This window comes from Duganella hordei, assembly GCF_040369125.1.
Classification (GTDB): domain Bacteria; phylum Pseudomonadota; class Gammaproteobacteria; order Burkholderiales; family Burkholderiaceae_D; genus Rugamonas; species Rugamonas hordei.
In genome coordinates this window covers 381,450-404,648 of the sequence record NZ_BPWI01000002.1, presented here as the reverse complement: position 1 = coordinate 404,648, position 23,199 = coordinate 381,450, and the positions used below count along the sequence as shown (strand labels likewise).

Genomic DNA, 23,199 nt, shown 5'->3' with positions numbered 1-23,199 from the left:
TTGATTCCGGCTACATGAACATTGGAGTATATTAAACATATCCGATCCCGTATAACAAAGTACAGAAATACACGCATATGGCCGCCCTGCCGCAACACCTGGACCTGCACCTGATCCGCATTCTCTATCTGCTGCTGGTAGAGAAGAACGTCTCGCGCGTCGCCCTCAAGCTGAATCAGCCGCAGCCCTCGATTTCCGCGTCGCTGCGCAAGCTGCGCGAACTGACCGGCGATCCGCTGCTGGTGCGCGGCGCGCGCGGCATGGTGCCGACCCAGCACGGCGAGAGCCTGCTGATTCCCGCCAAGCGCATCCTCGACGACACCGAGAACCTGTTCCTGAAAAAATCGCCATTCGTGCCGCAGGAAGAAGCGCGCACCTTCCACATCGCCGCGCCGGATTACCTGGACAGCCAGTTCCTGCCCAACCTGGTGGCGCTGCTGCGGCGCGGTTCGCCCAACAGCCGCGTGAAGATCCACGGCCTCGGACCCGGAGTTGACTACGTGCGCCTGCTGTCGGACGGCGAGATGGACCTGGTCATCGCCAACTGGGACGAACCGCCCGAGCACCTGCACATGTCCAAGCTGTTCGAGGACCCGATCATCTGCGTGATGCGCTCCGACTGCCCGTATGCGCTGCGCACCGGCAGCGAGGACATGACGCTCAACGACTACCTGTCGCTGCCACACGTGGCGCCGACGCAGATACTGCCCGGCTACCACGGCGTCATCGACGATTTCCTCGAACGCCAGGGCCTGCAGCGCAACGTCGCGGTGGAATCGGCCTACTTCGGCCTGATCCCCTACATGCTGACGCAAACGGACCTGGTGCTGACCACCGGCCGCCAGTTCGTCCGCTACTACGAACGCAACATGCCGCTCAAGACATTCACTGTGCCGGTCAAGTTTCCGCCGATGCGCTTCTACCAGCTGTGGCATGAACGCGTGCATCAGGCGCCGGAACACAAGTGGCTGCGCGAGCAGGTGTCCACCGCGGCCAAGGCGCTGGGGAAGTAGGCCGCCCATATAAACCGCAACGGATACCACCTATCCATGACGACACTTTCAGAATTAAACAGTTGTGACGCAGCCACCTTCATCGAGCGCCTTCGAGGTATCTACGAGCATTCGCCATGGATACCGGAACGGGCGGCGGCGCAGCGGCCGTTCGTCAATATCACGGCGCTCAAGCTGGCCTTGCAGGGCGTGGTCAGCGCCGCGTCGCTGGATGAGCAACTGGGCCTGATCCGCGCGCACCCCGAGCTGGCGGGCAAGGCCGCCGTGGCCGGACAGCTGACGGCGGAATCGACCAGCGAGCAGGCCAGGTCCGGCCTGCATCTGTGCAGCGCCGAGGAATTCGCCACGCTGCATCGGCTCAACCAAGACTACAACGACAAATTCGGATTTCCCTTCATCCTCGCCGTCAAAGGTCCGGATGGACAGGGGCTGACGCGCCGCGCGATCATCGCCACTTTCACGCGCCGCCTGAAGAACCAGCGCGCCGACGAAATCGCCGAATGCCTCCGCCAGATCAAGCGCATCGCCGAGCTGCGGTTGAACGATCTGCTCGGCGTCGCGCTGGACTTCGGCCCGGCCATCATGCAGTGGTGCGAAACCCTAGGCGCATGGAGCGACGTGGACAACAGCGACGGCGCGGACTTCGACCTGACCTGCGCCTACATGACGCCCGCGCACCGCAGGACCGCCACGCAGCTGACGGACTGGATGCGCGAAGCCGGCATGGACGCGCACATCGACGCCGTCGGCAACGTGGTCGGCGTCTACCGCTCGGACGCGCCGGGAGCGAAGACGTTGATGACCGGTTCCCACTACGACACCGTGCGCAACGGCGGCAAGTACGACGGCCGCCTCGGCATTCTGCTGCCGATCGCCATCGTGCGCCATCTGCACCAGCGCGGCGAGAAGCTGCCTTTCCACTTCGAGATCGTCGGTTTCGCGGAGGAAGAAGGCGTGCGCTTCAAGAGCACTTTCCTCGGCAGTAACGCGGTAACAGGCCGCTTCGACCTGTCGCTGCTGGACCAGACCGACGCCGACGGCATCACCATGCGCGACGCCCTGCTGGCCGCCGGCCATGATGTGACGCGCATTCCGGCCATCGCCCGCGATCCGGCCGAACTGCTCGGCTTTGTCGAAGTCCACATCGAACAAGGGCCGGTGCTGCTGGAGCGCGATCTGGCGCTGGGTGTGGTGACGGCGATCGCCGGCAGCTCGCGCTACCTGGTCGAGCTGACCGGCCTGGCCAGCCATGCCGGCACCACGCCGATGACGATGCGCAAGGACGCCGCGGCGGCGGCAGCGGAGATCGTGCTGCTGGTCGAACGGCGCTGTGGGCAAGGGGCATCGCTGGTCGGCACGGTGGGCCAATTGCAGGTACCCGGCGGCTCGGTCAACGTGATACCCGGCGCGTGCAAGCTGTCGCTGGATATCCGCGCCGCCGACGATGCGGTGCGGCTGGCGGCGGTGAAGGATGTACTGGACGGCATCGCCGCCATCTGCGCGCGGCGCCAGGTGGATTTCAGCCTGCAGCAAATCGTCGATGCCTCGGCCGCGCCCTGCGCGCCGCGTTTGATGGGGCAGTTCGGCGCCGCCATCGAACGCGCCGGCCTGCCTCGCTTCGACCTGCTGTCCGGCGCCGGCCATGACGCGATGGCGATGGCCGCCATCACCGACGTGGCGATGCTGTTCACCCGCTGCGGCAACGGCGGCATCAGCCACAATCCGCTGGAGACGATGACAGCCGACGACGCCGACATCGCCGCAAGAGTACTGCTCGATTTCCTGCGCAATTACGCCTGAGCCGCGGCGCGCCGGCGCCGCACCAGCGCCAACGGCAGCACGCCGGCCAGCAGCAGCGCGATGCTGCCCGGTTCGGGCACCTCGCCGATCAGCGCGAACGAATTGTTGAAGGTGCCAGCGCCGACGATGTCCGTTCCCACCCGCAGCCAGTCAGGGGCCAGCGGCTCGTTGCGTATCCAGCTTTGCAGATCCGGGGCGAACGGCCCGGAACCACCCGCGATGGGACGCGGCGCGGACAGCCAGTAGAACTCCCCGCCAGTCACTTCCACCTGCGGCACGAAGAAGTAGTGGTCCGCCGGCAGATCGAATGGCGTGCCGAAGTTGACGGTGATAGTGACTTCGGTGCCGGTGACCGCACCGTCGCCGCCGGTGGTCTGGTTGGGTATCGGGTTGATGCCATTGAGTACGCTGTTGGCGGCGGTGAAGGTGCCCAGCGTGGTGATGTTGAAGGTCAGGCCGCCGCCAGCGCTGTCGCGACTGTCGAAGGCCACGTCGGAAGGCGAATTGACGCGGGTCGGCACCCGGCCCGAGGGGGGATTGGCCGAATCCTTGGGAAACACCCGGTAGATTTCCGCCACCACCTGGCCGATATTGGCGGCGCTGGCGCCGCCGGTCAGCAAGCCGGTGAAGATGGCGGTGTTGATCCGCGTTTCCGAGGGCAAGATGAAATCGTCCGCCGCTTCGATTTCTATTTTTCCGCCGGCACCGGGCCGTGTCGCGCTGGCCATCAGGCCGTCCGGCGTGCCGGTGCTGAAAAAGAACGGCGCGGCCGATGCCGGCAACGCCGCCGCCATCGCGGCAAGCAGTGCGCCAAGCGCACAGCCGCGCCGGATGTTGGAATGGATGTTCATGTCGCGTCTCCCTGGTCAATGGCCAGCGGGATTGCCGGCCATTCAGGCGCGATGCACAAACTGTGCCCCGGAATACGGCCCAATGAAATCAGGGGCTTGCACTACCAGATGCCGCCGCCACGGCACCGCTTGTCAGGAAAGCCGACAGTTCCCGCCCGACGGCGTCGATCACCGGCGTCCAATCGCCAGCGCAGGATTGGCGGAACAGGCGCATCGACGGATACCACGGCGTATCGCTACGCTCCGTCATCCAGCGCCAGTCGCAGCGGTAGTCGGGCAGCAGTAGCCAGCAAGGCTTGCCCAGCGCGCCGGCCAGGTGAGCGACCGCCGTATCGACGCTGATCACCAGGTCCAGATTGGCGATGACAGCCGCCGTGTCGGCAAAATCGCGCAGTTGCGGACCGATGGCGTGCAGCGTCATGCCGGCGGGCGGCGCCTCCTCTTCTCCCGGTCCTTTTTGCAGACTGACGAAATGCGCCGGCACGCCGCCCAGCGGCGCCAGGGTCAGCAACGAGGGCAGCGAGCGATCCGCGTCGTTCTCGAAGTCCGGATTGCCTTTCCATGCCAGGCCAACGCGCAAGCCCTGCCGCGGCAAAAGACCGTGCCAATGCTTCACCAGTTCCGGCTCCGCCGCGAGATAGGGCACCGACGACGGGATGCTGGCAAGACCGGTGCTGAACAATGCCGGCAAACGCATGGGATGCGTCCAGTAGTCCCAGCCCTCGACGGGCACGGTGCCATCGAAAGCATACACCTCATCGACGCCCGCCAGCGTCGTGAACAATCGCCGCAACGCCGGATGGCAGACCACGGCGATCCGTGCAGCGCCGCGCGCCTTCAGCAGCGCGGCGTAACGGCAAAACTGGATCATGTCGCCCTGTCCCGCTTCCAGCGCGATCACCAGCGATTTTCCTTGCAGCGGCTCGCCGTCCCAGCGCGGACAATGGAAGGCATGGGCCAGGTCATCGAATTGCCAGCGCGCCTCCAGCAACGGCCAGCCTTCGGCAAAGCGTCCCTGGCGCAGCAGCACATAGGCCAGATTGAAGCGCGCCCGTGCATGGCCCGGGTCCAGCGACAGCGCCCGCAGATAACACTGCTCCGCCTCCCGTTCTCGCTTCACGCAAGCCAGCAGAACGCCCAACTGGCTCCACGCGGACGGCGACTCCGGCTCCAACTCGACAGCCGTGCGCATCGCCGCCTCAGAATCGCCGAAACGCCTGGTCTTCAGCAGCAGCACGCCAAGATTCTGATACAGCTGCGCGTGATCGGGCATCAGCGCTATCGCCTGCAGATAGTGGAACTCCGCTTCCGCCAGCGCGCCCTGCCGCTCCTTCAGGTAGCCAAGATTGGCGCGGGCCGCGCCGTGCAACGGCTCCAGCAGCAAGGCCTGCATGAAGCTGTCCTCCGCTCCGGCCAGGTCGCCGGCGGCCATGCGGTGATTGCCATCGAGGTAGGCTTGCTGGGGGTCTGAAAACATCAATCCGGCAGATGCGAGATGAGTGTCGCCAGCTCCGCCGCCGGCAGCGGCTTGCTGAACAAATAGCCCTGGTAGTACTGGCATCCTTCGGCGGCCACGAAGGCCAGTTGCTCCTGCGTCTCCACGCCCTCGGCCAGCACCGACATATTCAACGCCTTGCCCAGCGCGACGATGATGCGCACGATCTCCGCGCCGCTGCCTTCCTTGAAAGCGCCCCAGATGAAGGAACGGTCTATCTTCAACTGATCCAGCGGCAGCCGGTGCAGATAGGAGAGCGATGAGTAGCCGGTGCCAAAATCGTCCAGCGCGAAGCTGACGCCCGCATCGCGCAGCCGCTGCATCTTCGACACCGTGCCCTCCACGTCCTTGAGCAGCAGGCTCTCGGTGAGCTCCAGCCGCAGGTGCGACGGGTTCGCGCCCGTCTCGGCCAGCGCCGCCAGCACCTGCTCGACAAAATCGGGGCGGTGAAACTGCGTTGCGCTGACATTGACAGCCATCTCCAGCGTCGAAGAATGCGGGTCTCGACTCCAGAGCGCCAGCTGGCGGCAGGCTTCCCGCATGACCCAGCGGCCCAGCGGCAAGATCAGGTTGGACTCCTCCGCCACCGGAATGAACTCGCACGGCGGCACCAGTCCGCGCTGCGGATGCTTCCAGCGCACCAGCGCCTCGGCGCCGACCATGCGTCCATCGACACCCATCAGCGGCTGATAGTGCAGCATGAATTCATCATTCTGCACGGCGCGCCGCATGTCGGCTTCCAGCGTTGCGCGCGAGTTGACGCGGATTTGCATGGCGGGGTCGAACAGGGACACGGTATTGCGGCCGGCGGCCTTGGCCTGGTACATGGCCAGGTCGGCACGCTGGAGCAGGTCGTCCACACCGTTGGCTTCATGGTCGAAGACCGTGACGCCGATGCTCGGAGTGCTGTAGTGCTCTACGCCGGCGATATCGAACGGGTCGCAAAAGGCGCGGACAACATTGGCGGCAAGGCCATACGCCGCAGTCGCGACATCTTCCGGCGTATCGCCCAGGTCCTCCAGCAGCACGACAAATTCATCGCCGCCAAAGCGGGCCACCGTGTCATCGCTGCGCACCGCCGTGCCGATACGCTCACCAGCGAGCCGCAGTAATATGTCGCCCTTGTCGTGGCCCCGGGTATCGTTGATGGTCTTGAAGTTATCCAGGTCGATGAACAGGATCGCGCCGGGCCGGGACAGCGACAGCGCATGGCCGATCCGCTCCAGCAGCAGCTGGCGATTCGGCAGTCCCGTGAGTTTGTCGTAAAAGGCCAGGTTGTGAATCTCGGCCTCGATGGCCTTGCGCTCGCTGATGTCACGGAAGTAGATCGTCACGCCCTCCTCCGACGGATAGGCGCGTATTTCGGTCCACAGGTTGAGCGGCGCGTAGTGCTCCTCGAACGACACGACGCTGTTGGTTTCCACCGCACGGTGATAGGCAAGGTAATAAGGCCCGCCAACCGCCTCGGGGAACACCGACCAAACGTTCTTCCCCATCACGTCGGCACGCTGCACCTGCAGCAAACGCTCGGCGTTGCCGTTCATGTAGCGGATATTCCAGCTGCCGTCTAGCATCAGCACCGCATCGGTGATACTTTCGAGGGTCGCTGTCAGGCAGGCCGTCTCCAGTGCCGCCGCGTGCGATTTTGGTGGTCCTTGCATGTTGGTAGCCGGTGCCGCGTGATGTATAGGTTGTTAGCCTATCACATTCAGGCGCCACACCGGCTGGCCGAGGCAGCAAATCAGACGATGCGCGCGCGCTCCAGCATGGCGTGCAACAGGACGTTGCAGCCGGCTTCCAGATGCTCGGATTTGGCATCCTCGATTTCATTGTGGCTGATGCCGTCCTTGCAGGGCACGAAGATCATTCCCGCCGGCGCCAGGCGGGCGGCGTAGATCGCGTCGTGACCTGCGCCGGAGACCACGTCCATCGTCGAATATCCCAGCTTGGCGGTGGCGTTGCGCACCGCGTCCACGCAATCAGGATGGAACGGGCACGGCGGATAGTAGGACACGCGCTCGATCGAAATCTTCAGGCCGGTTTCGACGCGGGTTTTGTCGATAAAGGCCAGCATCTCTTCGTGCATGGTGTTGAGCAGCTCGTCGTTCACGTTGCGCAGGTCGATGCTGAATTTGACTTCGCCCGGGATCACGTTGCGGCTGTTCGGGAATACCTGCACCATGCCTACCGTGCCGCGTCCATACGGCGGGTAGCGGTTGGCGATGGCCACCACTTCCTGCATGATCCTGGTCGACACCTGCAGCGCATCCTTGCGCAGGCCCATCGGCGTCGGGCCAGCGTGCGCCTCCATGCCGGTGACCACGCAATCGTACCAGGACAGGCCCATCACCGCCGGCACCACGCCGATCACCTTGTCGGCGTCTTCAAGCACGGGGCCTTGCTCGATATGGGTTTCGAAGTAGGCGCCGATAGGATGGTCGCCCGGAACCTGGTCTCCCTTGTAGCCGATGCGCGCCAGTTCCTCGCCGACGGACTTGCCCTCGGTGTCCTTGGCGGCGTAGGCCGTCTCCAGGCTGAAGGCGCCGCAAAATACGCCGGACCCCATCATCACCGGCACGAAACGCGAGCCTTCCTCGTTGGTCCAGAAGGCCACTTCAATCGGCGCCTCGGTCTTGATCTTCAGATCGTTCAGCGTGCGCACGACTTCCAGGCCCGCCAGCACGCCGTAGTTGCCGTCGAATTTTCCGCCGGTGGGCTGGGTGTCGATATGGCTGCCGGTCATCACCGGCGGCAGCGCGTTGTTGGTGCCGTCGCGGCGCATGAACACGTTGCCGATCTGATCGATGGTGACCGACATGCCGGCGTCCTTCGCCCAGCCGACCACCAGGTCGCGGCCCTGCTTGTCCAGGTCCGTCAGCGCCAATCGCTTGACGCCGCCCTTGGGCGTTGCGCCGATCCGGGCCAGTTCCATCAACGCCGCCCACAGGCGGTCGCCATTAATACGCATGTCGCTCATAATCAAATCTCCGTTAAATCCGTCATTCCTGCGCAGGCGGGAATCCATACTTCGCCGCCCTGGTGATGGCCTATGGATTCCCGCTTTCGCGGGAATGACGGTTGGTATGGTTAGCGCGCCGACGTCGGCTTGAATGCCGGGCGGTCGATGTGGCGGCCCGCGCCCTCCACCGCCATCAGCACGCCGCGATGGAACACGACGTTGCCGGCGGCCAGCGTGGTGCTCGGGATGCCGCGCACGGTGCGGCCTTCGAAAACGTTGAAGCCGCCCTTGGCGAACTGCGTCAGCGACGAGATGGTGCGGGTTCCTTCCGGATCCCAGACGACGATGTCGGCATCGGCGCCCACGGCGATCACGCCCTTGCGTGGATACATGTTGAAAATCTGCGCGGTGTTGGTCGATGTGACCTTGACGAACTCCGACGGCGTCAGCAGACCGGTGTTGACGCCCGCGTCCCACACCACCGACATGCGATCCTCCACCCCGCCGCAACCGTTGGGGATCCTGGTGAAATCATCCTTGCCGGCGGCCTTTTGCTCGGCGCAGAAGGTACAGTGATCGGTGGCCGTGGTATGCAGGTTGCCCCCCACCAGCCCTTGCCACAACGCGGCCTGATGATGCTTGCTGCGGAACGGTGGACTCATCACATGGGCGGCCGCATATTCGAGATCGTCGCTGTGATACACGCTGTCGTCGATGACCAGGTGGCCGGCCAATGCTTCGCCGTACACGCGCTGCCCATGGGCACGCGCGCGGGTGATGGCCTCCAGCGATTCGGCGCAGGAGACGTGGACGATATAGACCGGCGTGTTCATCACATTGGCAATCGCGATGGCGCGGTTTGCGGCCTCCGCCTCCACTTCCGGCGGCCGTGACAGCGGATGCGAGCTCGGTCCCGTCAAGCCGCGCTTGAGCAGATCCTGCTGCAGCTGAAATACCAGCTCGCCGTTTTCCGCATGCACGGTCGGCATCGCGCCCAGTTCCAGGCAGCGGCGGAAGCTCTTCACCAGCGTTTCATCGTCGGCCATGATGGCGTTCTTGTACGCCATGAAGTGCTTGAAGCTGTTGACGCCGTGATCCCGCACCAGGATCTCCATGTCGCGGTGCACGGTCTCGTCCCACCACGTGATCGCCACGTGGAAGCTGTAATCGCCGGCGGCCTTCTTGGCCCAGCCGCGCCACTGGTGGTAGGCCTCGATCAGGTTCTGCTTCGGCGCGGGGATGACGAAGTCGATGATGGTGGTGGTGCCGCCGGCCAGCCCTGCGGCGGTGCCGGTGTAGAAATCATCCTGGGTGACGGTGCCCATGAACGGCAAATTCATGTGCGTATGCGGGTCTATCCCGCCAGGCATCACGTACTGCCCGCTGGCGTCGATCACCTTGGCCGAAGGCGGGGCGTCCAGACCTTCGCCCACGGCGATGATCTTGTCGCCGTAGCACAGCACATCGGCCTTGAAGGCGCGGTCGGCGTTGACGACGGTACCGCCGCGAATGATAGTTGACATGGACATCTCCTGAATCTTTTAGGGGTGGGCCGGCGCCCGTATCGCGGGCACGGCTTTACCCTTCATCATAACCCCATACACCAATGCCGAAATAGCGATTCCGACAAACCAGGCGTAGGTATAAATCGTCTTGAACCCGGCCCCCACGTCGGGGAAGGAAGCCGGGAATGCGGCATTGAGGAAGCCGGGTATGTTGGGCAGCACGCCGATCACGAACGCCACCAGCGCGGCCATGTTCCAGCCCTTGCCGTACGAGTACTGGCCGTCTTCGCGATACAGCTCGCCGACGTTCAACTCGGTCTTGCGCACCAGGTAGTAGTCGACAATCAGGATGCCGGCGATGGGGCCCAGCAGCGCGGAATAGCCGATCAGCCAGGTGAAGATGTAGCCCTGCGTGGATTCCAGTATCTTCCAGGGCATCATCAGGATCGCGATGCCGGCCGTGATGTAGCCGCCGACCTTATACGAAATATGCTTGGGCGCCAGCGACGAGAAATCGTAGGCCGGGCCGACCAGGTTGGCGGCCAGGTTGACGGAGACGGTGTCGATCAACAGGATCACCAATGCGATCAGCACGGCGGCGCCGGTCATGCGGCTGGACAGGTCGACTGGATCCCAGATCGCCTTGCCGTACAAGACCACCGTTGCCGAAGTGACGATCACCGCCATCATCGCCAGCAGGCCCATAGGCACCGGCAAGCCGACCGACTGGCCGATGACCTGGTCGCGCTGCGATTTGGCGAAGCGGGTGAAGTCGGGAATATTCAGCGCCAGCGTGGCCCAGAAGCCCACCATCGCCGTCAGCGAAGGCCAGAACACGGACCAGAACTGGCCTGCCTTCTTGCCACCCTCGACGAACTGCGAAGGCGCCGACAGCAGGTCGCCGAAACCGCCGGCTTTGTTGTAGACCCATCCCAGCAGCACAAAGCAGATCAATATCTTCAGCGGCGCGGTGTAGGTTTCCAGCTTGCGGATCGCGTCCATGCCGTGCACGATGTACCAGAACTGGATGCCCCAGAAGGCCAGGAAGCACAGCAGCTGTCCGCCGTTGATGCCCAGGCCTGCGATTTTCTCGCCGCCGATTTCACCGCCCATCAGAACGCCCAGCAGCGTGTAGATCATCTGGCCGCCGAACCAGGTCTGGATGCCGTACCAGCCGCAAGCGACGATGGCGCGCATCAACGCGGGCAAGCGCGCGCCCGATGTACCGAACGAGGAACGGGCCAACACCGCGTATGGAATGCCGTACTTGGTGCCGGCGTGGCCGATCAGCAGCATCGGCAGCAGCACGATCGCGTTCGCGAGGAACACCGTGAGCACCGCCTGGTAGCCGGACATGCCGCCCTCGATCAAGCTGGCGGACAGCGTGTAGGCCGGAATGCACATCACCATGCCGACCCACAGCGCGGCGAAGTGATACCAGCGCCAAGTACGCTGCGCCGCCGTGGTCGGGGCCAGGTCTTCGTTCCAGAGTTGCGTGCTGCCAGAGAGTTCTTTGCTCACGGGGCTTTCTCCAAAGGTTGATGTATCCTTCTATCGCTGCAAGTTCCGTACCCGAGATGTCTATGCCGTTTCGGTCGCCTTCACGTTTTCCGCGCGCGGGTTGCGCGGGTCCTGCGTCCAGTTCATGTATGGCTTGCCCGTATCCTGCGGCACCATCGTGATGCAGCCCTGCACCGGACAAGTGATCTCGCACAGGTTACACCCGACGCATTCTTCCTTGATGACTTCATACGTGCGCGTGCCGGTGGCGGCATCGATCAGCTGCGCGATCGACTGGTGCGAGGTATCTTCGCATGCCACGTAGCAGCGGCCGCACTTGATGCAGTCGTCCTGGTTGATCTGCGCGATCACCTGGTAGTTCATGTTCAGGTATTTCCAGTCCGTCGTATTCGGCACAGCCTTGCCGACGAATTCGCTGATGCTCTTGTAGCCCTTCTCGTCCATCCAGCGCGACAGGCCGTCCTTCATCTCTTCGACGATGCGGAAGCCGTGCAGCATGGCGGCGGTGCACACCTGCACGCAGCCCGAACCCAGCGCCATGAACTCCGCCGCGTCGCGCCAGTTGCCGATGCCACCGATGCCGGAAATCGGCAGGCCCTTGGTTTGCGGATCGCGTGCGATCTCGGCCACCATGTTCAGCGCGATCGGCTTGACCGCCGAACCGCAATAGCCGCCGTGGGTGCTGGCGCCGCCGACGATGGGGAAGGCCACCATCTGGTCCAGGTCCAGGTGCGTGATCGAGTTGATGGTGTTGATCAGCGAAACCGCGTCCGCACCGCCGGCCTTGGCGGCGCGCGCCGGGGCGCGCACGTCGGTGATGTTCGGCGTCAGCTTGACGATGACCGGCAGCTTCGAGTGCGTCTTGCACCAGCGCGTGACCATCTCCACGTATTCGGGAACCTGGCCCACGGCGGCGCCCATGCCGCGCTCCGGCATGCCGTGCGGGCAGCCGAAATTGAGTTCGATGCCGTCGGCGCCGGTCGCTTCCACCAGCGGCAGGATATCGGCCCACAGTTTTTCTTCGCACGGCAGCATCAGCGAGACGATGATGACGCGGTCCGGCCAGTCCTTCTTGACCTGCGTGATCTCTTCAAGGTTGATCGCCAGCGAACGGTCGGTAATCAGCTCGATGTTGTTGAAGCCGAGGACTTCGCGGTTCTTGCCGTAGTGCGCCGAGTAGCGCGACGACACATTGACGGCGGCAGGATCCTCGCCCAGCGTTTTCCACACCACGCCACCCCATCCCGCTTCGAATGCGCGCACCACGTTGTAGGCCTTGTCGGTCGGCGGCGCGGACGCCAGCCAGAACGGATTGATGGACTTGATGCCGCAGAATTCTATGCTCAGGTCAGCCATTATGCAGCCTCCTTCATACCGTTGATGTCTTGATGGATGGCGTGTGCCGCCAATTTCCCGTGCTGTACCGCCTGCACGGTCAGGTCCTGTCCGGGCGCCACACAATCGCCGCCGGCGTAGATACGCGGCAGGACTGTGCGGAACTGATCATCGACATGGATTTTGTCGCCGTCGCGTTTCAGCGTTTTCGCCAGTGGATCACTGATGCTCGTTTCGTCCATGCTCTGGCCGATGGCTTTGAAGATCGCGTCGGCCGCGATCTCGAAAGTCTCACCGGTGCCAGCCAGACGGCCGTTGGTGATTGCGGTTTTCTCGAAGCGCATGCCGCGCACGCGGCCCGCTTCGTCCAGCAGCACTTGCTGCGGCTGGGCCCAGGTGCGCATGCGGACCTGGTTTTCCTTCGCAATATGTTGTTCGTGTTCGGTGGCGCTCATCGCGTCGAAGCCGCGGCGGTACACCAGCGTGACTTCTTCCGCGCCCAGGCGCTGGATCTGTACCGCCATGTCGATGGCGGTATTGCCGGCGCCGATGACGATGGCGCGCGCGGGCAGCGGCAGCTTGCTCAGGTCATCTGCCTGGCGCAGCGCGGCGATGTAGTCGACGGCCGCCAGCAGGCCGGGCGCGTCCTCACCGGTCAGGCCCAGCTGCTTGCTGGCGCCAAGGCCCAGGCCGAGGAACACGGCGTCGTACTGCGCGTGCAAATCCTTCAGCTGCACATTGCCGCCGAGTGCCTGGCCGTGCTTGATCTCGATGCCGCCGATTTGCAGCAGGAAGTCCACTTCCTTCTGCGCGAAGTTGTCGGTCAGCTTGTACTTGGCGATGCCGTATTCATTGAGGCCGCCGGATTTCTCCTTGGCCTCGTAGATCACCACGTCGTTGCCCAGCATCGCCAGGCGGTGCGCGCACGACAGGCCCGCAGGCCCGGCGCCGACGACGGCGATCTTCTTGCCGGTCGATGCGGCGCGCTTGAACGGGTGCTCGCTGATCGTCATGTTGTCGATGGCGTAGCGCTGCAGCAGGCCGATCTTCACCGGCTGGCCTTCCGCATCGTGATTGCGCACGCAGGCGTCCTCGCACAGGATCTCGGTTGGACAGACGCGCGAGCAGCTGCCGCCCAGGATGTTCTGCTTCAGGATGCCGACGGCCGCGCCGTTGACGTTGCCGTCGTGGATATTGCGGACGAAACTGGCGACGTCGATATCCGATGGGCAGATGCGCGTGCATGGCGCGTCGTAGCAATACAGGCAGCGCGAGCTTTCAATCGCGGCCTGGCGCGCATTGAGCGCCGGCGCCAGGTCTGTGAAGTGTTCCGCCAGTGTGGCGTTGGCTTCCTTCGGCTGGGGCATGTATTTGAGAGATTCGATCATCATACGATTTCCTGGCTAATGCTTGGAGAACGTCGTCCCCGCGAAAGCGGGGATCCATACTTCGCGTGACGCCATGCTGTGTATGGATTCCCGCCTGCGCGGGAATGACGGGAGCTTACTTCATCTGAGGGAATGCAAATTCTGCGCCAGCGCTTGCGGTGTTCGGCCAGCGCTGCATCACCGCCTTGTGGCGCGTGTAGAAACGCACGCCCTCGGGACCATATGCGTGATGGTCGCCGAACAGGCTGCGCTTCCAGCCGCCGAAACTGTTGAAGGCCATCGGCACCGGCAACGGCACGTTGACACCGACCATGCCCACCTGGATCTGCCGCACGAACTCGCGCGCCACGCCGCCGTCGCGGGTGTAGATCGCCACGCCGTTGCCGTACTCGTTGCGGTTGATAAGTTCCACCGCACTGCCAACGTCCGGCGAGCGCAGCATGCACAGCACGGGGCCGAAAATCTCTTCCTTGTAAATCGTCATATCCGGCGTGACATGATCGAACAAAGTGCCGCCGATGAAGAAGCCGTTCTCGCGTCCTGCTACGACATGGTTGCGTCCATCGACCACCAGTTTCGCGCCCTGCTCCACGCCTTCGCCGATCAAGCGCTCTATGCGCTGCTTGGCCGCGCTTGAAACGACAGGCCCCATTTCGGCGTCGGACGCCATGCCGTCGCGCACTTTCAGTGCGGCGGTGCGCTTTGCCAGTGCATCGACAATCTTGTCGCCGGCATCGCCGACGGCCACCACCACCGAGATCGCCATGCAGCGTTCGCCGGCGGAACCGTAGGCCGCGCCCATCAGCGCATCGACAGTCATTTCCATGTCCGCATCCGGCATCACGACCATGTGGTTCTTGGCGCCGCCCAGCGCCTGCACGCGCTTGCCCGCGGCGCAACCGCGCGAGTAGATGTATTCCGCGATCGGCGTCGAACCGACAAAGCTCACCGCCTGCACCACAGGATGATCGAGCAGCGCATCGACAGTCACCTTGTCGCCCTGAATGACGTTGAACACACCGTCCGGCAACCCCGCTTCCTTCAACAGCCGCGCATGCAGCAGCGACGGCGACGGATCGCGCTCGGAAGGCTTGAGGATGAAGGTGTTACCGCACGCCAGCGCCACCGGGAACATCCACATCGGCACCATCACCGGGAAGTTGAACGGCGTGATGCCGGCCACCACGCCCAGAGCCTGGCGCATCGACCAGGCGTCGATGCCGCGCGAGATCTGGTCGGTGAATTCTCCCTTCAGCATCTGCGGGATGCCGACCGCGAATTCCACCATCTCGATGCCGCGCGCCACTTCGCCCTGCGCATCGGCGAAGGTCTTGCCGTGTTCGCGCGTCAGCATCGCCGCGAATTCGTCGGTGTGCTGCTGGCACAGCTGCAGGTACTTGAACAGGACGCGCGCGCGCGTCAGCGGCGGCGTGGCGGACCATGCGGGGAAAGCCTTCTCCGCCGCGCACGCGGCGGCGTCGACTTCTTCCGTCGTACCCAGCGCGACCCTGGCCACCGGCTCGCCCAGCGCCGGATTGAACACGTCCGCGTAGCGGCCGCTTTGCGTATCGACTTTGACGCCGTTGATGTAATGGGTGATGGTGTCCAGGTTGCTCATAACGTTCTCTCTAAAATTCGGATCAGCCCAGCAGGGTGTCCGCGTCCACATACGTATAGCCAAGGCCATGCGCCACCGCTTCATAGGTGACGTGGCCGAGACAGACATTCAAACCGTTCTTCAGGTGCGGATTGGCCTTCAGGGCCTTCTGCCAGCCCTTGTCGGCCAGCGCCACCGCGTGGCCTATCGTTGCGTTGTTCAGTGCGAAGGTCGACGTGCGGGCGACGGCGCCCGGCATGTTGGCCACGCAGTAGTGCACCACGCCGTCGACCACGTAGGTCGGCTTCTCGTGCGTGGTGGCGTGCGACGTTTCAAAGCAGCCGCCCTGGTCGATCGCCACGTCGACCACCACCGCGCCCGGCTTCATGCGCGCAATCATGGCCTTGGTCACCAGCTTGGGCGCGGCGGCGCCGGGCACCAGCACGCCGCCGATGACCAGGTCCGCATCAAGCACCGCTTCCTCGATCGAGTGCGCGTTCGAGAACATCGTCGAGATGCGGTTGCCGTACACCAGGTCGAGCTGGCGCAGGCGGTCGATATTCTTGTCCAAAATCGTCACGCGGGCGCCGATGCCGACCGCCATCTGCAAGGCGTTGGTGCCGACCACGCCGGCGCCGATGATGGCGATATGGCCGGGCGCCACGCCGGGCACGCCGCCCAGCAGCAGGCCCATGCCGCCCTTGGATTTTTCCAGGTGCGCGGCGCCTGCCTGGATCGACATGCGCCCCGCCACCTCGCTCATCGGCGCCAGCAGCGGCAGGCCGCCGTTCGCGCCGGTGATGGTTTCGTAGGCGATGCAAACCGCGCCGGATTCCACCAGGGCCTTGGTCTGCCCGGGGTCCGGCGCCAGGTGCAGATAGGTGTACAGGATCTGCCCTTTCCGCAGCATGGCGCATTCTTCCGGCTGCGGTTCCTTCACTTTGACGATCATCTCGGCACGGGCGAAAATCTCGCTCGCCTCCTCGACGATGGTCGCGCCGGCGCCTTCATACATCGCATCGCTCAGGCCGATGGCGACGCCGGCGTTTTTCTGCACTACCACTTGATGACCACGCAATACGAGTTCCTTGACGCTGGCCGGGGTAAGGCCGACGCGGGACTCCTGGTTTTTGATCTCTTTTGGGACGCCTACCAGCATGGTGTTCTCCTTGTCAGTCGAGGTTTTTCAGTACAGTCGTCAGCTTTCCAAAAAGTTCGTCGATATGTTTTTTCTCCAGCACCAGCGGCGGCGACAGCGCGATGATGTCGCCCGTCGTGCGTATCAGGACGCCGTCGGCAAAGGCCTGCTTGAACGCGGCGAAGGCGCGGGCGCCCGGCTTGCCGGCGATGGGCGCCAGCTCGATGCCGGCGATCAGGCCGATGGTGCGGATGTCGATCACGTGCGGCAGTCCCTTGAGCGAGTGCACCGCGTCGGCCCAGTATTCGGCCATGCCGGCGGCGTGTTCGAGGATCTTCTGTTCCTTGAACACATCCAAGGTCGCCAGCGAGGCGGCGCAGGCGACCGGGTGGCCCGAGTAGGTGTAGCCGTGGAACAGTTCGATGCCGGCCGGCGCTTCCATGAAGGCGTCGTGGATGAATTTTTTACTGAACACCGCGCCCATCGGGATCACGCCGTTGGTCAGGCCCTTGGCGGTGGTCATCATGTCCGGTTCGACGTCGAAGTAGTCGGCCGCGAACGGCGTCGTCAGGCGGCCGAAGCCGGTGATCACTTCATCGAAGATCAGCAGAATGCCGTGCTTGGTGCACAGCTCGCGCAGGCGCTTCAGGTAGCCCTTGGGCGGAATCAGCACGCCGGTCGAACCAGCCACCGGCTCGACGATGACGGCGGCGATGGTCGACGCGTCATGCAGCGCGACGATGCGTTCCAGTTCGTCGGCCAGCTCGGTGCCGTATTCCGGTTCGCCGCGGGTGTAGGCGTTCTTCTCGAGGTTGTGCGTGTGCGGCAGGTGATCGACGCCGGGCAGCATGACGCCATACGGCTTGCGGTTGCCGGCGATGCCGCCGACCGAGATGCCGCCGAAGCCGACGCCGTGGTAGCCGCGCTCGCGGCCGATCAGGCGGGTGCGGCTCGCCTCGCCGCGCGCCTTGTGGTAGGCCAGCGCGATCTTCAGCGCCGTGTCCACCGCTTCGGAGCCGGAGTTGGTGTAGAACACGTGGCCGAATTTGTGATTGGTGTACTCCATCAGCTTTTCGGCCAGGTCGAAGGCGGCCGGGTGGCCCATCTGGAAGGTCGGCGCGAAATCCAGCTGGCCGACCATCTCGCGCACGGCGGCGACGATCTTCGGCTGCGCGTGGCCGCAGGGCACGCACCACAGGCCGGCGGTGCCGTCGAGGATGGAGTTGCCGTCGACATCCTTGTAGTACATCCCTTCGGCCGATACCAGCAGGCGCGGATGCGCCTTGAAGTCGCGGTTGTTGGTAAACGGCATCCAGAAGGACGCCATCGATTCAGGTCTGGACTCGTTCATGCTCATCTCCTGTGATACAGCTCAATTCAGCTTCGAGTTTGCTCGCAAACGTAAGGATTTTTTTGACGAACCGTAAAAAAATTTACCAGTTGGCAAAATGATGATGCAATAATAGACAGCGCAACAACTATGGCACAGATACACAAATATCAAAACTGTCCAACCGTACTGGCAACAAAAACACTACAGTTTTGCTTTACGCAGCAATTGGAGTCAAGGATGGACCTAGCGAATCCTGTGATCGATCAAGCCGACTGTCCGCCCGGAGCGGCCGGCTGGCCCGTGCTCGCCATAGAGCGCAGCAAGAAAGGCAGCCTGGTCGACCAGATCGTCGCCGCCATCAGCGCCATGGTGGGACGCCGGGAGTTGCGCATCGGAACCAAAATGCCCTCCGTACGGCAATTTGCGAAGTGTAATGGCATCAGCACCTTTACAGTTGTCGAATCCTATGACCGTCTGGTGACCCTGGGACTGTTGTCATCGCGCCGCGGTTCCGGCTATTTCGTGGCCCGCCAGGACGTTCCCGCAACACTGCTGCCTTCCACGCTGCAAGCCACGCCGACCGCCATCGACGCCCTCACTCCCGACCTGTATTCCGGCACCTCCGAGGCGCTGGCCGTGGGGGCCGGCTGGTTGCCGCCCGAGTGGTATGGCGAGGACACCATCCTCGACGCCGTGCGCCACGCGATGCGCATCCCGGCCAACCGCCTGCGCGGCTACGGCCACCCGCTGGGCTTCCCGTCGCTGCGCCAGCAGCTGTCGTCGACGCTGAGCGACGAGCTGTTCCCGGTCGAGCCGGAGCAGGTGCTGCTGACCCACGGCGCCACCCACGCCTTCGACCTGATCCTGCGCACGCTGACCAAGCCGGGCGACACCGTGTTTGTCGAGGATCCCGGCTACAGCAACCTGCTGTCGCTGATACGCCACCACGGCTGCGTGCCGGTCGGCATTCCGCGCGGCGAGAACGGCCTGGATTTCGACACGCTGGCCAGACAGGCGGCGCAGACCCAGCCCAAGCTCATGTTCGTCAACACGGTGCTGCAAAACCCGCTGGGCACCTCGCTCAGCGCGGCGCAGGCGCACCGCCTGCTCGGCCTGGCCGAGCAGTTCGACTTCTGGCTGGTGGAGGACGACATCTACCGCGAGCTGGCGCCGCGCGGCGAAGCCTCGCTGGCGGCGATGGACGGCCTGCGGCGCGTGATCCGCGTCGGCAGCTTCTCCAAGACCTTGTCGCCGGTGCTGCGCGTGGGCTCGATCTGCGCGTCGGCCTCGCTGATCCCCGAGCTGCTGCGGGTGAAGATGCTGGCCGGGCTGACCACCTCCGAGATCAACGAGCGCGCCGTCTACCACGCGATCACCGCGCGGCCCTATAAGCGCATGGTGGACAAGCTGGCCGCGCAGCTGGAGGCCGGTCGCGAACGCACCATCGACAGCCTGCGCAGCGCCGGCATGGAACCGCTGGCGCGGCCGCGCGGCGGCATGTTCGTCAGTGCCGGCTGGAGCGACGCGCCCACCGCCGACTGGAACGGCAAGATCATCGCCGACCAGGCGCTCAAGTCCGGCATCCTGCTGTCGCCGTGCGACTTCTTCATGCTGCGCGCACCGGAATCGATCTGGTTCCGGTTCAACGTGGCCTACACCGACCAACCACAACTCCTGACCTTCCTGAGACTCATATGCCGACAGCAAAACTGAATGCAGAGCCAGCGCCGAAGATCAAGCGGCGCGTTCTCAACCGCGACAAGCTCGAAGCCGACATCGCCGCCGAGGCGGTGCGCGTGTTTGCCGAATGCGGCTACGAGGGCACGTCGATCGCCACCGTGGCGGAAAACGCCGGGCTGTCGAAGCAGAACCTGATGTACTACTTCCCGACCAAGCAGGCGCTGTACCAGCGCGTGCTGGACGAGGTGCTGGACGAATGGCTGGAACGCATGGAAAACCTGGCCGCCGAGGACCAGGATCCGCGCGAGGTGCTGCGCACCTACGTGCAGGCCAAGCTGAAGTTCTCGCGCGAGCAGCCGTGGGCGTCGCGCGTGTATGCGATGGAAGTGATCAGCGGCGCGCAGCTGTACGGCGAGCAGATACAGAGCCGCGTGGTGCCGCTGGTGCGCAAGGATATCGAGGTGTTCGAGAAGTGGATCAGCGAGGGCAAGATCGCGCCGATCAACGCGACCCACCTGCTGTTTGCGATCTGGGCGATGACCCAGTCCTATGCCGATTTCTCGGCGCAGATGGCGCTGGTGTTGAACCGCAAACAGCTGACGAAAAAGGACTTCGACGATGCCGAGAAGGTCATCGTCGACATGGTGCTGGCGGCGATCAGCGTGCCGCAGCCTGCTTGCGGCGGCGGGCAATAAAGCCCATCAAACCCAGGCCGGCCAGCAGCATCGCGTAGGTTTCCGGTTCCGGCACGGCACTGACGCTGCCGAAGCCTTGCACGTTGATGGACTTGAAGAAGTGGTTGGCGTTGATCTGCACCGACGAGCTCCATGAATCGACGATCACATTCCCGTTGATTACACCGCTGCCGCCGGTTACGCTGGCCTTCGGTGCCAGGATGTTGGCGGTCAGGCCGGTGTGCACGCCCAGATCGGTCGCCTGGTAGAAGTTGAACAGCACGTTGTAATTCTCGAAGCCCTGGTAGCCGCCGTTGAAGCTGGCCTTGTCGCCGCTGACGTTGAAGATCAGCGTGGAGCCGGCGTTCAGGTTGCTGAAGTTGAAATAGGTGACGGAGGACAGCGACTTGGCGTCGATATCGATCACTTCGACAGCCTTCTTGCTGCCGGTGATGTTCAAGCCGCCCCACTGGACCGCCGCGCTGCCGGTGGTCGCCAGCTTCGACAGCGAGGACGAGGTGCTCTTCAACTGGGTGCTCAGCGCACCCAGGTTGATCGGCGCGGTACCGGTCTTGACAGGCGAGTACATGTCGACCTGCTTGGTGACGCTGGTCGTGCCGCCGACATAGGTGTCGCCGTTCTTGATCGAGCCGCTGGTGAATTTCAGGTTGCCGCCGGCGATCAGCGAATAGCTGCCTATCGCATCAACGTTGTTGTAGTTGACCGAGTAATTGTTCAGCTGGACATCGCGGCCGGCCATGATCGCGCCTTCGACGTCGGCGCTTTGCGCCTTGAAGTCGGTGAACGAAAATACGTTGGCGCCATGCAGGCCCAAGTCCAGCACGGCCGCCTGCGCGCCGCCCAGCGAGGCGATGGCAAGTACAACGGCGGAAACAGCACTTTTCGCGGCAGCAGTCATGATGAAATTCCTATAAAGCAATTTAAGTTACTTCAAGGATATCACAACTTCATATTTCATTTCTGAATCACAAGTAAAAATACACCGGCTGCGCTTCAAATGCGACGAAAAAAAATCAACGATGACCAAATGGCCATCGTTGATCCGGGTGTTTGTTGCGGTAAGGCAGGGCTTACTGTTTGCGGCGGCGGGCGATGGCGCCCATCAGGCCGAGGCCGGCCAGCAGCATGGCGTACGTTTCCGGTTCCGGCACCGGCGCGGTCGGCACGGTGCCGCTGAAGCTTTGCAAGTGGACCTCGCCGTACTGATTCAGCGTCTTGGCGAACACGCCGCCTTCGACGTTGGCGCCGCCCGTATTGCTGAAACTGCCGTCCGCGACCAGCACCTGGCCACCGAAGGTGCGGCCGACGCTGACGCTGGTGTCGTGGCCGGCGAAGTTCCAGATCAGCTTGCTGCCCAGGCTTTGCGCCTGGTTGAAGTTGGCCATCAGGTTCAGCGTGGAGTCGTTGGTGTTGAAGATCACCGTGCTGGCGTTGCTCAGGTTGAACGAAATATCCGTGGTCGTGGACGAGAAGATCTTCGTGTCGAGCGCGGTCAGGTCGAACACCAGCACGCCGTTGACGCCGCTGCCGTTCAGCGTCACCTGGTGGTCGTTGTTGCTGAAGACCACCGAGGTGCCGGCGGTCGCCTGCAGCGACGACAACTGGCTCGACAGCCCGGTCATCACCGACGAGAAGTTGGTCGACGTCGATGCGGCCAGGGTGCTGTTCATGATGCCGGTCGGGGCGTTGAGTACGTTGTTGTTATTGGTGCCGCTATAGCTGGCAGCATGGCCCTTGCCGTTGAAGTTGACGCTGGAGGCGCTGCCGGCGATCCAGGCGTCGCCGTTGAAGCTCGAATTGCTGGCCGAGCCGCCGACATAGGTGCTGCCGCTATTGACGTTGACGCCGCTGGCGTTGCCGCCGACCACAGCACCCAGGCCGTTCACATGCGTATTGCCGCTGTAATTGCCGCCCACGGTCAGGCCGGCGTAAGCCGAGGCCGGCGTGTCGTTGACGTGCTGTACATAATCGCCGCCGACGGCGTCGCCGCCCACGTAAGTGCGGCCGTCGACGTGCGAGGTCGAGTTCAGGTTGCCGCTGACCACCACATTGAACTGGCGCAGCATCTCGGTCGCGCTCAACGGGGCGGCCTGGGCCGCGCTGGAAACCATGGCGACGACGGCCAGGGCAAGACGGGTACGGGTGATCATCAATCTGTCCTCAAGAAAAAGAAGGAGCGGCCTTGCGGCCACTCAACAATTACCAAATATTAATAACAATTGCAATTAGCATATCATAATTTCCTGTCGGCAGTCCATCGTAAAAGCACATTTTGATAATAATTACGCTAAGCTAGAGGGCTGTTACCTCTTGAGTATCGCCATGCCCAGCTTTGAACCATTCCAGCTGCACACTCCGCGCCTGACCCTGCGCTTTGTGGAAACCGCCGACGCCGCCGCCATGTTCCGCCTGTTCTCCGATCCGGAAGCGCTGCGCCACTGGAGCAGCGCCCCCTGGCTGGACATTTCCCAGGCTGTCGACAATATCGAACAGACGCAGCGCGCCTACCTGGACGGCAGCGCGCTGCGCCTGGCCATGGCGCTGCCGGACGGCGAGGTGATCGGCACCGCCACGCTGTACGCCTTCGACCGCCGCAACCACCGCTGCGAAATCGGCTACATGCTGGCGCGGCCGCACTGGGGCCGGCGCTACATGCAGGAGGCGCTGGCGGCGCTGATCAGCCACGGCTTCGGCCCGCTGGAGCTGCATCGCATCGAAGCCGATATCCATCCCGATAACATTGCCTCCGCCCGCCTGCTGGAAAGCCTGCATTTCCAGGTCGAGGGGCATCTGCGCGAGCGCTGGTTCGTCGGCGGCGAAATCTCGGGCAGCACCATCTACGGCCTGCTGCGCAGCGACTGGACCACTCATCGCGTGGAATAACCGGTT

The 23,199-nt window shown here is 63.6% G+C and carries 18 protein-coding genes; 5 read left to right on the top strand and 13 right to left on the bottom strand.

Annotation, left to right across the window (positions count from 1 at the left end; genetic code table 11):
* Positions 1-77 precede the first annotated feature (77 nt).
* Together ABWW33_RS06055 and ABWW33_RS06050 are read left to right on the top strand one after the other, a co-directional pair.
* The gene (locus ABWW33_RS06055) at positions 78-1,013 is read left to right on the top strand and encodes a LysR substrate-binding domain-containing protein (RefSeq protein ID WP_176654549.1); all 936 of its coding nucleotides are present in this window, start codon (positions 78-80) and stop codon (positions 1,011-1,013) included.
* 36 nt (positions 1,014-1,049) lie between these two features.
* Positions 1,050-2,813 (top strand): allantoate amidohydrolase, encoded by a 1,764-nt coding sequence (locus ABWW33_RS06050; RefSeq protein WP_353399993.1) that lies wholly within the window; start codon positions 1,050-1,052, stop codon positions 2,811-2,813.
* Here ABWW33_RS06050 and ABWW33_RS06045 read toward each other — a convergent pair.
* The 11 genes from ABWW33_RS06045 to aptA form a co-directional block, all read right to left on the bottom strand.
* Entirely contained in the window at positions 2,804-3,664 is an 861-nt protein-coding gene (locus ABWW33_RS06045; protein ID WP_353399991.1) for a PEP-CTERM sorting domain-containing protein, read from the bottom strand. The genes ABWW33_RS06050 and ABWW33_RS06045 overlap by 10 nt on opposite strands.
* 88 nt (positions 3,665-3,752) lie before the next feature.
* Entirely contained in the window at positions 3,753-5,141 is a 1,389-nt protein-coding gene (locus tag ABWW33_RS06040; RefSeq protein ID WP_353399988.1) for a tetratricopeptide repeat-containing glycosyltransferase family protein, read from the bottom strand.
* The gene (locus ABWW33_RS06035; RefSeq protein WP_353399985.1) at positions 5,141-6,820 is read right to left on the bottom strand and encodes a putative bifunctional diguanylate cyclase/phosphodiesterase; all 1,680 of its coding nucleotides are present in this window, start codon (positions 6,818-6,820) and stop codon (positions 5,141-5,143) included. The genes ABWW33_RS06040 and ABWW33_RS06035 overlap by 1 nt, the downstream gene beginning before the upstream one ends.
* An 80-nt stretch (positions 6,821-6,900) precedes the next feature.
* Positions 6,901-8,136 (bottom strand): Zn-dependent hydrolase, encoded by a 1,236-nt coding sequence (locus ABWW33_RS06030; protein ID WP_353399983.1) that lies wholly within the window; start codon positions 8,134-8,136, stop codon positions 6,901-6,903.
* A 110-nt stretch (positions 8,137-8,246) separates the two neighbouring features.
* Positions 8,247-9,641 carry a dihydropyrimidinase gene (gene hydA, locus ABWW33_RS06025; RefSeq protein WP_176654554.1) on the bottom strand — a complete coding sequence of 465 codons (1,395 nt, stop codon included), beginning with the start codon at positions 9,639-9,641 and terminating at the stop codon, positions 8,247-8,249.
* Between the two features lie 18 nt (positions 9,642-9,659).
* On the bottom strand, positions 9,660-11,144 hold the full coding sequence (locus ABWW33_RS06020; protein ID WP_176654555.1) for an NCS1 family nucleobase:cation symporter-1: 1,485 nt from the start codon (positions 11,142-11,144) through the stop codon (positions 9,660-9,662).
* A 60-nt stretch (positions 11,145-11,204) separates the two neighbouring features.
* Positions 11,205-12,500 (bottom strand): NAD-dependent dihydropyrimidine dehydrogenase subunit PreA, encoded by a 1,296-nt coding sequence (preA, locus tag ABWW33_RS06015; RefSeq protein WP_353399979.1) that lies wholly within the window; start codon positions 12,498-12,500, stop codon positions 11,205-11,207.
* On the bottom strand, positions 12,500-13,870 hold the full coding sequence (locus tag ABWW33_RS06010; protein WP_353399976.1) for an NAD(P)-dependent oxidoreductase: 1,371 nt from the start codon (positions 13,868-13,870) through the stop codon (positions 12,500-12,502). The genes preA and ABWW33_RS06010 overlap by 1 nt, the downstream gene beginning before the upstream one ends.
* A gap of 112 nt (positions 13,871-13,982) precedes the next feature.
* Positions 13,983-15,485 (bottom strand): CoA-acylating methylmalonate-semialdehyde dehydrogenase, encoded by a 1,503-nt coding sequence (locus ABWW33_RS06005; protein WP_353399973.1) that lies wholly within the window; start codon positions 15,483-15,485, stop codon positions 13,983-13,985.
* 22 nt (positions 15,486-15,507) lie between these two features.
* Positions 15,508-16,623 carry an alanine dehydrogenase gene (ald, locus tag ABWW33_RS06000; protein ID WP_353399970.1) on the bottom strand — a complete coding sequence of 372 codons (1,116 nt, stop codon included), beginning with the start codon at positions 16,621-16,623 and terminating at the stop codon, positions 15,508-15,510.
* Between the two features lie 13 nt (positions 16,624-16,636).
* The gene (gene aptA / locus ABWW33_RS05995) at positions 16,637-17,953 is read right to left on the bottom strand and encodes an omega-aminotransferase AptA (protein ID WP_353399967.1); all 1,317 of its coding nucleotides are present in this window, start codon (positions 17,951-17,953) and stop codon (positions 16,637-16,639) included.
* Between the two features lie 219 nt (positions 17,954-18,172).
* Between aptA and ABWW33_RS05990 the strand changes: the two genes are divergently transcribed.
* A complete protein-coding gene (locus tag ABWW33_RS05990) occupies positions 18,173-19,648 on the top strand; it encodes an aminotransferase-like domain-containing protein (protein ID WP_353399964.1) in 1,476 nt (491 codons plus the stop codon).
* The gene (locus tag ABWW33_RS05985; RefSeq protein ID WP_353399962.1) at positions 19,630-20,310 is read left to right on the top strand and encodes a TetR family transcriptional regulator C-terminal domain-containing protein; all 681 of its coding nucleotides are present in this window, start codon (positions 19,630-19,632) and stop codon (positions 20,308-20,310) included. The genes ABWW33_RS05990 and ABWW33_RS05985 overlap by 19 nt, the downstream gene beginning before the upstream one ends.
* Here the strand turns inward: ABWW33_RS05985 and ABWW33_RS05980 are convergent.
* Complete coding sequence (locus ABWW33_RS05980) at positions 20,273-21,208, bottom strand: choice-of-anchor A family protein (RefSeq protein ID WP_353399959.1); 936 nt, start codon at positions 21,206-21,208, stop codon at positions 20,273-20,275. The two genes, ABWW33_RS05985 and ABWW33_RS05980, sit on opposite strands and share 38 nt — an antisense overlap.
* A gap of 172 nt (positions 21,209-21,380) precedes the next feature.
* Positions 21,381-22,460 carry an FxDxF family PEP-CTERM protein gene (locus tag ABWW33_RS05975; protein WP_353399956.1) on the bottom strand — a complete coding sequence of 360 codons (1,080 nt, stop codon included), beginning with the start codon at positions 22,458-22,460 and terminating at the stop codon, positions 21,381-21,383.
* Between the two features lie 172 nt (positions 22,461-22,632).
* Here ABWW33_RS05975 and ABWW33_RS05970 point away from each other — a divergent pair, with 172 nt between their 5' ends.
* Positions 22,633-23,193, top strand: a complete 561-nt coding sequence (locus tag ABWW33_RS05970) for a GNAT family N-acetyltransferase (protein ID WP_176654562.1) — start codon at positions 22,633-22,635, stop codon at positions 23,191-23,193.
* The last annotated feature ends 6 nt before the right edge of the window (positions 23,194-23,199 follow it).

Excerpts from the sequence above, each read along its gene's own strand:
- ABWW33_RS06055 (WP_176654549.1), top strand. The coding sequence starts at position 78 with ATGGCCGCCCTGCCGCAACACCTGGACCTGCACCTGATCCGCATTCTC.
- ABWW33_RS06050 (WP_353399993.1), top strand. The coding sequence starts at position 1,050 with ATGACGACACTTTCAGAATTAAACAGTTGTGACGCAGCCACCTTCATC.
- ABWW33_RS06045 (WP_353399991.1), bottom strand. The coding sequence starts at position 3,664 with ATGAACATCCATTCCAACATCCGGCGCGGCTGTGCGCTTGGCGCACTG.
- ABWW33_RS06040 (WP_353399988.1), bottom strand. The coding sequence starts at position 5,141 with ATGTTTTCAGACCCCCAGCAAGCCTACCTCGATGGCAATCACCGCATG.
- ABWW33_RS06035 (WP_353399985.1), bottom strand. The coding sequence starts at position 6,820 with ATGCAAGGACCACCAAAATCGCACGCGGCGGCACTGGAGACGGCCTGC.
- ABWW33_RS06030 (WP_353399983.1), bottom strand. The coding sequence starts at position 8,136 with ATGAGCGACATGCGTATTAATGGCGACCGCCTGTGGGCGGCGTTGATG.
- hydA (WP_176654554.1), bottom strand. The coding sequence starts at position 9,641 with ATGTCAACTATCATTCGCGGCGGTACCGTCGTCAACGCCGACCGCGCC.
- preA (WP_353399979.1), bottom strand. The coding sequence starts at position 12,500 with ATGGCTGACCTGAGCATAGAATTCTGCGGCATCAAGTCCATCAATCCG.
- ABWW33_RS06010 (WP_353399976.1), bottom strand. The coding sequence starts at position 13,870 with ATGATGATCGAATCTCTCAAATACATGCCCCAGCCGAAGGAAGCCAAC.
- ABWW33_RS06005 (WP_353399973.1), bottom strand. The coding sequence starts at position 15,485 with ATGAGCAACCTGGACACCATCACCCATTACATCAACGGCGTCAAAGTC.
- ald (WP_353399970.1), bottom strand. The coding sequence starts at position 16,623 with ATGCTGGTAGGCGTCCCAAAAGAGATCAAAAACCAGGAGTCCCGCGTC.
- aptA (WP_353399967.1), bottom strand. The coding sequence starts at position 17,953 with ATGAACGAGTCCAGACCTGAATCGATGGCGTCCTTCTGGATGCCGTTT.
- ABWW33_RS05990 (WP_353399964.1), top strand. The coding sequence starts at position 18,173 with ATGGACCTAGCGAATCCTGTGATCGATCAAGCCGACTGTCCGCCCGGA.
- ABWW33_RS05985 (WP_353399962.1), top strand. The coding sequence starts at position 19,630 with ATGCCGACAGCAAAACTGAATGCAGAGCCAGCGCCGAAGATCAAGCGG.
- ABWW33_RS05980 (WP_353399959.1), bottom strand. The coding sequence starts at position 21,208 with ATGACTGCTGCCGCGAAAAGTGCTGTTTCCGCCGTTGTACTTGCCATC.
- ABWW33_RS05975 (WP_353399956.1), bottom strand. The coding sequence starts at position 22,460 with ATGATCACCCGTACCCGTCTTGCCCTGGCCGTCGTCGCCATGGTTTCC.
- ABWW33_RS05970 (WP_176654562.1), top strand. The coding sequence starts at position 22,633 with ATGCCCAGCTTTGAACCATTCCAGCTGCACACTCCGCGCCTGACCCTG.